Below are 12,128 nucleotides of genomic sequence, written 5' to 3' on the forward strand. Positions count from 1 at the left end.
AGGTCGGAAGCCACAAGGACAGAAAGAAAACTCAAAAACTTAAAGAGTAGGCAAAGAGTGGCCCAATTTATTCGTTCAAACCACTTTGTTATAACATAGCTTTTGGCACATTGCTTTATCGCAACTCAATTTAAGTATAGCGTTTGCGGTGACATACCTTATAACGGTTAGTCAAAAGGTCGGCGGTCCCGAATTTACGAAAACCGTGTTTTCCTGTAAATTCGAGGATCCTCGAAAATACATCAAAACCAAAAGTTTTGGAATTTTCGGGATTCGATTCCGATATTCTCCACATTGAAAACTAAGGCGTTCGGGAGCTTCCATCCTGGGCGCTTTTTTGTTTATGAAATATTGTACTTACATATTGCATTCACAGAAGTTTGACAAGTATTATTACGGTCAGACAGAGGATTTAAGTTCCCGGCTGTTGAAACACAATGGCGGAAAAGTAATTTCAACACGAAGATATGCACCTTGGGTTTTGTTTGCCTACAAAGAGTTTAGCACAAGGTCGGAAGCCACAAGGACAGAAAGAAAACTCAAAAACTTAAAGAGTAGGCAAAGAGTGGCCCAATTTATTCGTTCAAACCACTTTGTCAGAATATAAACAACGCTTCCTGTCATATATCAATACGGAGTCCGCACATGCAAGGAATAGTTGCTGCGTAAGAAAATTCAGGCATAAAAAAAAGGATAGATGGAAACATCTATCCTTTACCCTTAAAATCAGCTTTGTTAACCAAATCTAAATCTATGAAAAAAAATCTACATTACAAATGTAGGTCATATTAGCGTGAAGCGATACAAAAAAAAGTTAAACGGTGTTAAATCTCACGTTTTTAGCTGCGTTTTATTCACTATAAATAACTCATGCCTATTTACTACAGGGGGCACCTTTATTACCTTACGCCAGAACCTGGCTTAACCTCTTGTCCTGGTTGAATAAACACCAACTTGCCATCCGCATCTTCAGCCATCAATATCATACCCTGAGATTCTATTCCCCTAATCTTCCTGGGAGCCAGGTTGACCAAGATATTCACTTGTTTGCCAATAATATCCTCAGGGTTAAAAAACTCGGCAATACCTGAAACCACAGTTCTTTTGTCGATTCCTGTATCTATTTCAAGTTTTAAAAGTTTTTTGGTTTTGGCTACCTTCTCGGCACTTAAAATGGTTCCGATACGAATATCCATTTTTGTAAAATCATCAAAGCTGATGTTTTCCTTAGCCGGCTCAACAGTTTTGGCAGCGGCTTCGTTGGCTGTTTTAGTAGCTTCCAGCTTATCCAATTGTTTTTGGATAGTTTCGTCTTCGATCTTGGCAAATAACAGTTCTGGCTTATTTACTTCGTGTCCTTCAGCTAATAAATCTGTTCTACCCAAATCTTCCCAGTTAACACCAAACAGGTTTAGCATGGTTTGCAACTTAACCGCACTAAATGGCAAGAAAGGCTCCATTAAAACAGAAAGGTTTGCAGTTATTTGAAGTGAGATGTGCATAATAGTCTTTACGCGTTCCTCATCCGTTTTTATTACTTTCCAAGGCTCAGTATCTGCCAGGTATTTATTTCCAAGGCGGGCCAGGTTCATCATTTCCTTCACCGCCTCACGGAAACGGAAATGATCTAAGCTCGTTTGAACTTTTTTAACGATTACATCAATCTGAGATAATGTTTCCTTATCAAAATCATCGACGGCGCTACCCATGGCAGGAACCTTACCTTCGTAATACTTATGGGTTAGCACGATGGCCCTGTTCACAAAGTTTCCGAGTATGGCAACCAACTCATTGTTGTTACGAGCCTGAAAATCTTTCCAGGTAAAGTCGTTGTCTTTGGTTTCGGGCGCATTGGCGCAAAGGGTATATCGCAGCACATCTTGCTGGTCTTTAAAATCCTCTAAATACTCGTGCAACCAAACGGCCCAATTGCGTGAGGTCGAAATCTTATCCCCTTCAAGATTTAGAAACTCATTGGCAGGAACATTCTCAGGTAAATTATACGAACCTTCAGCTTTAAGCATGGATGGAAAAACAATACAGTGAAATACAATATTGTCTTTACCAATAAAGTGAAGCAGTCGACTTTCCGGATCTTTCCAGTATTTTTCCCATTCAGGGGTCAACTCTTTGGTGGCCGAAATATATCCGATAGGTGCATCAAACCAAACATAAAGCACTTTGCCATCAGCTCCCTCTAAAGGGACCGGAACACCCCAGTCCAAATCACGGCTCACCGCACGGGGCTGCAACCCATGGTCAATCCACGATTTACACTGTCCGTACACATTGGCTTTCCATTCTTTGTGATCCTCTAAAATCCATTTCTTTAGGAACGGCTCGTGTTTATCCAACGGCAAATACCAGTGCTTGGTTTTTCTGACCACCGGCACACTTCCCGAAATAACCGATACAGGGTTTTTAAGGTCTGTGGCATTTAACGAGCTCCCACAACTTTCACACTGATCGCCATAGGCACCGTCGTTACCACAGCTAGGGCAAGTTCCCGTAATATATCTGTCCGCTAAAAATTGTTTGGCCTCTTCGTCGTAGTACTGATCTGATTCTTTTTCGATAAACTCACCTTTGTCGTACAAAGTCTTAAAGAAGTCAGAAGCCGTTTCGTAATGGGTATCCGATGTGGTTCTGGAATACACATCAAAGGTTACCCCAAAATCCTCAAAGGATTTTTTAATGATACCGTGATACCGGTCTACAATATCCTGTGGTGTCACACCTTCGTTTTTGGCTTTAAGCGTAATAGGCACACCATGCTCATCACTGCCGCCTATCAGCAATACATCCTCACCTTTCATTCGTAAATATCTGGCATAGATGTCAGCAGGGACATAAACTCCGGCCAGGTGACCAATATGCACAGGTCCGTTTGCGTAGGGTAAAGCAGTTGTAATCAGTGTTCTTTTAAAATTATCCATTTCTTAAAGCGCTTATTGCATAATAAAAATAAAAATCCGGCCAAAACAAAGCACGGATTAATCTAAATCAGACATTATTGCGCAAAGATAAGGTTTTGACCACGATTTTACACGAATTTACACGAATTAGTTTCTATGTGATAAAAACGGGTTGTTTTTACTATTTTTGGTTTTTAAGAGGGGGATTAAATATTTTATTATCTCCAATCTAACATCTAAAAGTCTAAAAAAAATGATACATCCTCCTTCTTTAAAAAAAGGTGATACTATTGGCATTGTGGCACCTGCAGGCAGAATCGATTTTAGCACAGTGGAACAAGCTTGCCTCAGAATTGAACAGATGGGCTACAAAACTAAACTTGGCGCACACATCAACAATCATCATTTTAATTTTTCTGCGACAGATGAAAACCGTAAAAATGATTTGCAGCAAATGATGGATGATGATGAGGTAAAGGCCATTTTATGCACAAGGGGTGGCTATGGGACAATCAGGTATGTGAGTGAGTTAGACTTTACCCAAATTAAGGAAAATCCAAAGTGGCTTATAGGTTTTAGCGACATCACGGTTTTACATGCTGCCTTTCAAAAGAATGGACTGGCCTCCATCCATGGACCAATGACAAAAAGTTTTCTGAATTACACGGAGACATCTGCAGATGTTGAAATATTGTTTTCTTTTTTAGAAGGCGAAACACCTCAATACATGATTAACCCTCATCCATACAATAGGTTAGGCGTTGCCAAAGGAGTCTTGGTGGGAGGTAATTTGTCAATCATTCATGCGCTGCGAGGTACACAACTCGATTTTGATCCAAGGGGTAAAGTTCTTTTTATAGAGGATTTGTCCGAATATTTATATCATTTGGATAGAACCATGTTTAACCTTAAGTTGGGAGGGGTTCTTGAGAAGCTGTCCGGATTAATAGTAGGTCAGTTTACCGAAATGAAGGACAATGAAACACCCTTTGGCGAAACTATTGAGGAAATTATTTATAAAAGTGTGTCAGAATATAATTATCCCGTGGCTTTTAATTTTCCTTCGGGTCATATTGAAACCAATTATCCTTTAATTTTTGGTGATGAGGTAGAATTGAACGTAACGGAAAGTGAAGCAAGTTTGATCTCCGTCTAAAAACCTTGTGTCCTGTGCCTCTGTATAAATTGTTGTAAATGTAAATAAATTGTATTTTAATAAACAAAAACCATGGCCGAACATAACGAATTAGGGAAAGAAGGGGAACAGATTGCTGCTCATTACTTAGCCAGCAATGGCTACAAAATATTGGCGCAAAACTGGCGTTATAAACACAAAGAAATTGATTTGATAGCCCAAAAAGATGAACTCTTGATTATAGCCGAAATCAAAACCCGTTCAACTGAAGAGTGGGAACACCCCGAAGAGTCCATAACAAATTCTAAAATCCGTTTCTTAGTGGATGCCACGGAAGCATACATTATGGAAAACGACATTGATTTAGAAGTAAGGTTTGATGTGGTTTCTGTGATACCTGAAAATAAAACCTGGAAGATAAATCACATTGAAGAAGCGTTTTATCCACCTGTAAACTAGCGCCATGTTCATTTTGAGCGGGTCGATCGCGAAGTTGAATAAATAAGAGATATCGCGATTTCTCCCTTTTCAAAATTACATTACCTAATATTCAGTTTCGACGGAAAATGGATCTGTTAATGGCCAATAGCTAAAATATTTTGTTTCACATTTTTCACACACCGTATCCGCCGTTATTTTCATTAAAATATCATAGTGAGAAGCTTATTTTTTTATATTTGAGTCAACCTATGAAAATTTAGTCAACCATGAACATAGAAGAAATACGAGAATACTGCATGTCGAAAAAAGGCACCACCGAGGAACTGCCTTTTGATGAAGTTACTTTGGTGTTTAAAGTGATGGGCAAGATGTACGCGCTTGGAAATTTAGAGGGGGATTTATCTATCAACCTAAAGTGCAACCCGGGAAAAGCCATAGCACTTCGCGAGGAATATGAGTCCATCAACCCCGGTTACCACATGAACAAACAACACTGGAACACTTTAGAAATGGACGGCAGTTTGAAACCAGATTTTGTAAAAGAACTGATTGATCACTCATACGACCTGGTAGTTTCAAAGCTGACCAAAAAGCAAAAGGAGGAACTGGCCAACTTATAATACAAATTAGCACGGATATTATCTTTTGTCCTGACACATACATTTTGATATTTAATTAATGAAAAAGCTGATACGATATTTTCTTCAGGGAATTCTTTATGTAGTTCCTTTGGCGGTGACCATTTATGTTATAGTTATTGCTATTGTATGGATAGACGGATTGCTGATGGACCGTGAATTTTTCCAAAAAGGCTTTTTAGCCAAATACAATTTCCCAGGAGTGGGATTAGCCTTGATATTGATCCTTCTGACACTTATAGGATACATCGGGCAGCGTATGATTTCATCCCCCATCTCGGTTGCTTACGACAGAATGATGAAAAAAGCCCCACTGGTTAAAATGATATATACTTCGGTTAAAGATTTATTGTCTGCCTTTGTAGGCGGGGAGAAGAAATTTAATCAACCCGTAATTGTTAAATTGGACGAAGCAGGGATATTAAATCGTTTCGGATTTATCACCAATACAAAACTTGAGGAGCTAGGGGTAAACGAAATGGTTGGCGTCTATCTCCCCAGCTCATACGGAATGCTTGGAGACCTGTATGTTGTTCCCAAAAAACAAATAACACCTATCGAGGCTAACTCGGCAGAGGTTATGAAGTTTATCGTTTCCGGAGGTGTTTCTAAGGTGAAGAAGTAGAATCGAGGTTTTTTATGATTTGCGCAAAGTATTTAATTAAACGTTTGTATCCAGAAAGTACTGTGTGGTTTCCTTAATGGTATCCTCCATTGGCGTATATTCAAAAGCGACGCAGTCCGAAATCATTTTCCCGGAATATCTGGTAGTTTTTAAAGATGTTCGGGCAGAATCCCTGGTAATCAATGGTTCGGAGCCAAACAGTATGTTTCTTGCCTTTTCAAACTTCCAGGCCCACCCAATCAACCGCTTACCGGCTTTAAACCTCGGCAACTTAACCTGCAGTCCATCTGCCACTTGCTCAAAGAATGACCGGTAAGACAAATTAGCCCCATTTAAAATAAAACGTTCGTTATTTACGTCGCTCTTTATCAGTTTAATCATTGCATCAGCCACATCTCTCACATCAACAAACCCGGTACCGCCGGGTGTATAAAAGTTCAACCCCTCATAAACGGTTTTTATAATTTTAGGGCTCCCCTGTCCCCAGTCGCCGGGGCCAATAATTACCGACGGGTTTACAATGATGGCATTTAATCCTTCTTTGGTGGCTCTCCACACCTCCATCTCGGCCCTAAATTTACTTATGCTATAGGCAGAATGGTCTCTACCTCCCTGCCAATAGGAAAATTCATCGATCATTTCCCCATTTTTGGAGTTTCCCAATGTGGCCACGGAGCTTACAAAGCAGAATTTCTTTATGTTTTTATCCACACAAATATTAACAAGATTTGCCGTACCTTCCTCATTTACATCCATCATCTCATCCTTTAACGAAGGATTAAAAGAAACCAGCGCTCCGGTATGATAGACTACCTCAATATTGTCTAAAGCCGTTTCTAATGATTCATAGTCCAGAAGATCGCCATCTATCCATTCTATTTTATGGAATAGTTTTTTTCCAGACTCCCCATAAAAATTAAATACAAATCGGGTCTTTTCAACATCTGAAGTGATTCGTTTTAAAGCCCGAACTTGTTCACCATCCACCAACAAATGATATAATAAGTGCGCCCCAACTAAACCAGTACCTCCTGTTACTAAAATCATATCAACTATCTACCAATTAAATTTTATGGTTTGTTTAAGATCGGCATGAACACTTAAAGGCACCGGACTTTTTCCTGCCACACTTTCAATAAGTTGTTTCTGTTCGTCACTATAACCTTTATCGGGAAATTTAAAATTTAAAACAACCTCTGCAACCCTGCGCGGATCCGCGGCCATTATTTTTGTAATTTCCAACTGCGTTCCTTCAATATCAATATTGTTATCCATGGCCTTAATGCCCATAATAGTCATGATACAATTACCCAGTGAAGTTGCCAACAGGTCGGTTGGAGAAAAAGCTTCGCCCTTTCCCCTATTGTCCGTTGGGGCATCGGTAATTATTTTAGCCCCCGACTGAAGATGCGTGTTTTCCGTCCTCAGGTTTCCTAAATAAGTGGTTTTAACAGTAATGCTCATGACCTACAGCTTTGATTTACATATAAACATCAAAGAAACAAAAAATACCCATTCGTTTAATCTTTACCGGTCAAAATATCTTGGAACGCTTGCAAAGACATACCTATTCCTTCGCTATAAACAGTTTGACAATCTTGGAATTCATGCCAAAATGATGTCACCTTTTTTAGGTACATGTATAATTCGGTAAATAGTATTAATTTTGCACCGTTTAGATAAAACTTAAAAAATTAAAGATATGTTTTCAGGAATTGTTGAAGAGGCGGCAGTCATTGTTGGCCTGGAAAAAGAACAAAGCAACTTACATATTACCATGGAATGTTCGTTTGTGGATGAGTTAAAAATCGATCAGAGCATTGCTCACAACGGAGTTTGCTTAACTGTGGTAAAAAAAACCGATAAAACCTATACGGTAACTGCAATTCAGGAAACACTTGACAAGTCGAACTTAGGTGTATTGAAAATTGGCGACAAAGTTAACCTGGAGAGAAGCATGATCATGAACGGCCGTTTGGACGGGCACATTGTACAAGGCCATGTAGATCAAACCGCCAAATGCATTGAGGTAAAGGAAGCAGACGGAAGCTGGTATTACACCTTCCAGTACGATATTAACAAAGAAAAAGCTGCCCAAGGCTATATGACGGTGGAAAAAGGTTCTGTAACCGTAAACGGAGTTAGCTTAACGGTAGTCAATAGCAAAGACGACAGGTTCTCTGTGGCTATAATTCCATACACACACGACTTTACAAATTTTCATCAAATCGAGGAGGGCAGCATAATTAACATTGAGTTTGATATACTTGGCAAATACATTAGCCGAATAATGGCGCTCAAAAACTAATTGAGAACAACAAGAACTATAAGCCTCGCTAACACGGGGCTTTCCTTGAAGCTTTTTCCATTCCCGCCATATTCCTGTTAATAACTCGTTAATAAAAGTGCACGGCTCAACCCATTGGTTGTGAGTATATTTTAATACATTTAGCAAAAACATTATATTCTCTTGATCAAGCTCTCCCACATATGGCTACTATTGTTTGTTTTGGCTGCATGTACCAGCAAAAACAGCGACATTCAAGAAATAATACTTGAGGAAGTACCTTTGTCGATAAGAGAAACAGATTCCATTGTAGTCGCCAACTTGATAAACCAGTCTCAGACTTATTACAACAATAACATTACTACCGCCACAGCATTTGACGAATACCTGAAAGAAGCAGAAGACATTGCCTTAAAAAATAATTTTAAGGTACCGCTCTCCAACATCTATCATCTGGTCAGCAAAAGACACCGGAACAGATCAGAGTACGGTATTGCAATTCAGTATGCAACCAAAGCTTTGGATCTGGGCAAAGAGATAAATGACCAATCGCTTTTGTCCAATTACCTTAACATGGCAGCTGTTATTTACAGGAGGGTTGACGAAAATAGCCAAGCCATGGAATTGCACATGCAGGCATTGGAGATAGCGGAATCGATAAATGATTCTTTTCAGGTGGGTATTGCCTATAACGGAGTAGGAAACGTTTATTTAGGACTTGCCAGGTTCCGTGCCGCAATGCAATATTTTAAAAAGTCGTTTGAAATAGCAGAAGTGAGAGGCAATGTGCTGGGACAAGCCATTAATGCCAACAATATTGGTGAGGCGCTAAAAAACCTGGGTCAACTGGATTCTGCACTGGTATATTTTTATCAATCACTAGATTACAACACCCAAATTGACTCAGAAGTGGGGCAAGCCATTTGTTACAACAGCATTGGAGATACCTATCGGCTAAAAAAAGACTATACGCAAGCACTAAAATATTTAAAACGGGCTTTAGTTTTAAACGAAAAAACACGAGACCGAATAAATGTTTCATCGAGCTATACCATATTAGGGGAGACGTACCTGCAGGTATATGATTACGACAATGCAATTACAAACCTTAAAGAAGGACTTGCTATTGCAGAAGACATTGGCTCAAAATACCAGATTGAAATTTGCGCAAGGCTCTTGGCAGATGCATACGAGAAAGTCAATAACCTTAAAGCATCACTTGCCTACCTAAAAATATCCCAAGCATACAAAGACAGTATCTTTAACGAAGAAAACCTTAGGCATATTGAAGTAATGACGGCTAAAAACGAAGCCGACAGGGCCAAATCGCAAATTCAGCAATTACATAGCGAAACCAACTTACAAAAGGAATTAATTTCGCAACAAAAAAAGGCGATTATATATTTTGCTTTTTTCATAATAGCACTAATAGCAGCAACAGTTTTAATATACCGTCAGACCAGATTAAAAGAAGGCTACAAGAGCATCCTGATGCAACAGCGTCTGTTACGTTCACAAATGAACCCCCATTTCATATTCAATGCACTGAGTGCAATACAAGTTTTTATACTAGAAAATGACATGGAGAATTCATCCAGGTTCCTGTCAGATTTCGCCAGGTTAATGAGGCAGGTATTACGCAGTTCGCAAAGGGAATACGTAACCCTTGAGGAAGAAACGGGTATGCTAAACTATTATTTAAAGCTTCAACAACTGCGCTTTGTGCAACCTTTTTCGTACAACATAAAATTCGACAAAGAGATAGACCCAAAAAACACCCTTATTCCCCCAATGATAACGCAACCTTTTGTTGAAAATGCGGTGGAACATGGTTTAAAATCATTAGAAAAAAATGGATTGGTCGAAATTCGCTTTTCGATTAAAAAAAATAATTTACTTATTGAGATTGAAGACAATGGCATAGGACTTGCCGGTTCGAAGATGGCCAAAGAAAATGGAGTCAAACACGAATCTATGGCTGTTCAAATTACCAACGAAAGACTTCAAGTAATAGAAAAAGTGACCAAAAGGCCAACATCGTTTGTAATGATAGACCAGCACATGGTCACCGCGGATAAGAGTGGGGTGCTCATCAAGATTGAGATACCAATAATAAAACCTGATTCAGAATTTAATTCAGAAAATAAAAAAACGGTAAAACTCTATAAGAATTGATGTCATGAAGAAAGTTAAGGTGCTAATAGCCGATGATGATTTCAGAGTGCGCGATGCGATTGAAAGAATACTGGCTCAGAACTTCACCTCTATTGATATTGTGGCTTTGTCGGACACCGTGAACAATACAGTAGACTCCCTATATCGCGCCAAGCCCCATATTGCCATCCTTAACATTCACCTTATTGGTGGCACCGCCTTGGACGTCATAAAAAAAACTTCCGACCTTGACTACAAGGTGATATTTATGTCGACATACCAGGAATACGCATTGGAAGATATCCGCTTTGCTTCCATAGATTTTATTTACAAGCCGCTAGACATTAGCGAATTCATAGTAACCGTTGATCAGGTAATTTCGAGCTTGATTGAAGAAGGATACCACAAGAAGATCCAAACCCTATTTACCAATACCAAAATAGGCCATCATCAAAAGCAAATTATATTAAAAAGTTCCGATAGGATAACTTCCGTATCAATATCGGACATTATTTGCGGAGAATCGTTATACGGTAAATCAAAGTTTCATTTCGCTTCCCAAAAAGCTATCGAAACCTCCAAGCCTTTGCGAAGATACGAAGCCATGCTCCAATCGTATATGTTTTACAGGTGTCACATGCAATTTATGGTAAACCTGAACCATGTACGAAAAGTTGATTTCGCCTCCCAAACCGTCCTAATGAGCAATGGCATGGCCATACCGGCGGATACCAGACGCATTGATGGACTTAAGCAGAAACTACAGCGTTTAGTGGCCAAAGACCTGTCTTTAACCACTTCGTACAGAATGGCTAAATAAAGAACCGCCACGGTTTGTTCGCCCAAAATTCACCGGCATAATCAATTCCAATTCTTTTTGAAACCCGAATAACAACAGATTGCACATCCGGTTCTTTCTCCACCCAAATCCTATCAGATTTCATTAAGTCTTCACCATAAAAACTCTTGTCTAACCGCAATACCTTCCCTACCCTTCCCGGTCCCGTAACATTTTCAATGCTTCTTATCAACACCGCTTGCGGATGATCTGCCTTTCCACTCACGAAATTCAGCATCCAATACATACCATATATCAGATATACATAAACCCTACCCCCTTCTTTATACATTACCTCGGTACGCCTGGTCCTCCCCTTGCTGGCATGGCAAGCCAAATCCTCCGCTCCGCAATATGCTTCAACCTCCGTAATCTTTGCACGCAACTCGGTCCCATCCCCAAATCTCCTGACCAAGGTCTTTCCCAACATATCCTTTGCCAGTGCTACGGCATCCTTGCTATAATATTCTTTACCCAACCTCATTCCAATCCTTACTAAACTACAAATCGCTTAGACTATTAATATTCAGTCTTATCGTTTTTACCATCCCACAATCGGAACGCGGTCAAAGCATCGTCTCTCATCAGCTGGATTGCAGAAAGCTGACGTTTGTTCATCGGTTTATCGATTTCCTGGTAGATAAAATCATCATTGAAGCCAATGCTGTCCGCATCCTTTTTGGTGTTCCCATAATACATTTTTTCTATTCTGGCCCAATAAATCGCCCCGAGACACATAGGACAAGGCTCGCATGATGTATAAATGGTACAGCCCGACAAATCAAACCTGTTCAGTTTTCTGGCTGCATTTCTAATAGCCGTTACTTCGGCATGCGCAGTAGGATCATTGCTCGTAGATACTTGATTGAACCCTTCCCCAACTATTTCCCCATCTTTTACTATCACCGCACCAAAGGGACCTCCGCCACCATTCACGTTGTTAATGGAGAGTTCAATGGCACGAGCCATAAATTTATTGTGTTCGCTCATTATTAAAAATTAAGTTCGAAGGTAAATATAGCTATATCGAAATAAATTATTGAAGTTTCAACCCACATATGCAACAATTCCTGGCGATCATTAACCAAAGTTTCA

The 12,128-nt window shown here is 39.6% G+C and carries 13 protein-coding genes; 8 read left to right on the forward strand and 5 right to left on the reverse strand.

Translation table 11 applies throughout. The features are described from left to right. Positions 1-343 precede the first annotated feature (343 nt). The gene (locus ACT29I_RS08795) at positions 344-607 is read left to right on the forward strand and encodes a GIY-YIG nuclease family protein (RefSeq protein ID WP_444793224.1); all 264 of its coding nucleotides are present in this window, start codon (positions 344-346) and stop codon (positions 605-607) included. 292 nt (positions 608-899) lie between these two features. On the opposite strand, the gene metG is transcribed toward ACT29I_RS08795, so the two are convergent. Next, a complete protein-coding gene (gene metG, locus ACT29I_RS08800; RefSeq protein ID WP_430933533.1) occupies positions 900-2,936 on the reverse strand; it encodes a methionine--tRNA ligase in 2,037 nt (678 codons plus the stop codon). A 232-nt stretch (positions 2,937-3,168) separates the two neighbouring features. On the opposite strand from metG, the gene ACT29I_RS08805 reads away from it, so the two are divergent. The 4 genes from ACT29I_RS08805 (at position 3,169) to ACT29I_RS08820 (ending at position 5,754) form a co-directional block, all read left to right on the forward strand. Continuing rightward, positions 3,169-4,071, forward strand: a complete 903-nt coding sequence (locus ACT29I_RS08805; protein ID WP_430933534.1) for a S66 peptidase family protein — start codon at positions 3,169-3,171, stop codon at positions 4,069-4,071. 72 nt (positions 4,072-4,143) lie between these two features. After that, positions 4,144-4,509, forward strand: a complete 366-nt coding sequence (locus ACT29I_RS08810) for a YraN family protein (RefSeq protein WP_430933535.1) — start codon at positions 4,144-4,146, stop codon at positions 4,507-4,509. Between the two features lie 248 nt (positions 4,510-4,757). Next, a complete protein-coding gene (locus tag ACT29I_RS08815; protein ID WP_430933536.1) occupies positions 4,758-5,111 on the forward strand; it encodes an MmcQ/YjbR family DNA-binding protein in 354 nt (117 codons plus the stop codon). A 58-nt stretch (positions 5,112-5,169) separates the two neighbouring features. Continuing rightward, the gene (locus tag ACT29I_RS08820; protein WP_430933537.1) at positions 5,170-5,754 is read left to right on the forward strand and encodes a DUF502 domain-containing protein; all 585 of its coding nucleotides are present in this window, start codon (positions 5,170-5,172) and stop codon (positions 5,752-5,754) included. A 36-nt stretch (positions 5,755-5,790) separates the two neighbouring features. Here ACT29I_RS08820 and ACT29I_RS08825 read toward each other — a convergent pair whose 3' ends face one another. Further along, entirely contained in the window at positions 5,791-6,801 is a 1,011-nt protein-coding gene (locus ACT29I_RS08825; RefSeq protein WP_430933538.1) for an NAD-dependent epimerase/dehydratase family protein, read from the reverse strand. A gap of 9 nt (positions 6,802-6,810) precedes the next feature. Further along, complete coding sequence (locus tag ACT29I_RS08830) at positions 6,811-7,218, reverse strand: OsmC family protein (protein ID WP_430933539.1); 408 nt, start codon at positions 7,216-7,218, stop codon at positions 6,811-6,813. A 238-nt stretch (positions 7,219-7,456) separates the two neighbouring features. Here ACT29I_RS08830 and ACT29I_RS08835 point away from each other — a divergent pair, with 238 nt between their 5' ends. From ACT29I_RS08835 to ACT29I_RS08845, 3 genes are all read left to right on the forward strand, one after another. Next, positions 7,457-8,062 carry a riboflavin synthase gene (locus ACT29I_RS08835; protein ID WP_430933540.1) on the forward strand — a complete coding sequence of 202 codons (606 nt, stop codon included), beginning with the start codon at positions 7,457-7,459 and terminating at the stop codon, positions 8,060-8,062. Between the two features lie 162 nt (positions 8,063-8,224). Then, positions 8,225-10,216: a tetratricopeptide repeat-containing sensor histidine kinase gene (locus ACT29I_RS08840; RefSeq protein ID WP_444793225.1), complete on the forward strand. Its 1,992-nt coding sequence runs from the start codon at positions 8,225-8,227 to the stop codon at positions 10,214-10,216. Between the two features lie 4 nt (positions 10,217-10,220). Beyond that, positions 10,221-11,015 carry a LytR/AlgR family response regulator transcription factor gene (locus tag ACT29I_RS08845; protein ID WP_444793226.1) on the forward strand — a complete coding sequence of 265 codons (795 nt, stop codon included), beginning with the start codon at positions 10,221-10,223 and terminating at the stop codon, positions 11,013-11,015. Here ACT29I_RS08845 and ACT29I_RS08850 read toward each other — a convergent pair. Together ACT29I_RS08850 and ACT29I_RS08855 are read right to left on the reverse strand one after the other, a co-directional pair. After that, positions 11,008-11,517, reverse strand: coding sequence for a DNA-3-methyladenine glycosylase (locus ACT29I_RS08850; RefSeq protein WP_430933543.1), 510 nt, complete (start codon positions 11,515-11,517; stop codon positions 11,008-11,010). The genes ACT29I_RS08845 and ACT29I_RS08850 overlap by 8 nt on opposite strands. A gap of 35 nt (positions 11,518-11,552) precedes the next feature. After that, positions 11,553-12,023, reverse strand: a complete 471-nt coding sequence (locus ACT29I_RS08855; RefSeq protein WP_444793227.1) for a nucleoside deaminase — start codon at positions 12,021-12,023, stop codon at positions 11,553-11,555. Between the last annotated feature and the right edge of the window lie 105 nt (positions 12,024-12,128).

It is taken from the genome of Saccharicrinis sp. GN24d3 (assembly GCF_052400645.1).
Classification (GTDB): domain Bacteria; phylum Bacteroidota; class Bacteroidia; order Bacteroidales; family Marinilabiliaceae; genus Saccharicrinis.

Coding starts and splice junctions, on each gene's coding strand:
- ACT29I_RS08795 (WP_444793224.1), top strand. CDS start 344: ATGAAATATTGTACTTACATATTGCATTCACAGAAGTTTGACAAGTAT.
- metG (WP_430933533.1), bottom strand. CDS start 2,936: ATGGATAATTTTAAAAGAACACTGATTACAACTGCTTTACCCTACGCA.
- ACT29I_RS08805 (WP_430933534.1), top strand. CDS start 3,169: ATGATACATCCTCCTTCTTTAAAAAAAGGTGATACTATTGGCATTGTG.
- ACT29I_RS08810 (WP_430933535.1), top strand. CDS start 4,144: ATGGCCGAACATAACGAATTAGGGAAAGAAGGGGAACAGATTGCTGCT.
- ACT29I_RS08815 (WP_430933536.1), top strand. CDS start 4,758: ATGAACATAGAAGAAATACGAGAATACTGCATGTCGAAAAAAGGCACC.
- ACT29I_RS08820 (WP_430933537.1), top strand. CDS start 5,170: ATGAAAAAGCTGATACGATATTTTCTTCAGGGAATTCTTTATGTAGTT.
- ACT29I_RS08825 (WP_430933538.1), bottom strand. CDS start 6,801: ATGATTTTAGTAACAGGAGGTACTGGTTTAGTTGGGGCGCACTTATTA.
- ACT29I_RS08830 (WP_430933539.1), bottom strand. CDS start 7,218: ATGAGCATTACTGTTAAAACCACTTATTTAGGAAACCTGAGGACGGAA.
- ACT29I_RS08835 (WP_430933540.1), top strand. CDS start 7,457: ATGTTTTCAGGAATTGTTGAAGAGGCGGCAGTCATTGTTGGCCTGGAA.
- ACT29I_RS08845 (WP_444793226.1), top strand. CDS start 10,221: ATGAAGAAAGTTAAGGTGCTAATAGCCGATGATGATTTCAGAGTGCGC.
- ACT29I_RS08850 (WP_430933543.1), bottom strand. CDS start 11,517: ATGAGGTTGGGTAAAGAATATTATAGCAAGGATGCCGTAGCACTGGCA.
- ACT29I_RS08855 (WP_444793227.1), bottom strand. CDS start 12,023: ATGAGCGAACACAATAAATTTATGGCTCGTGCCATTGAACTCTCCATT.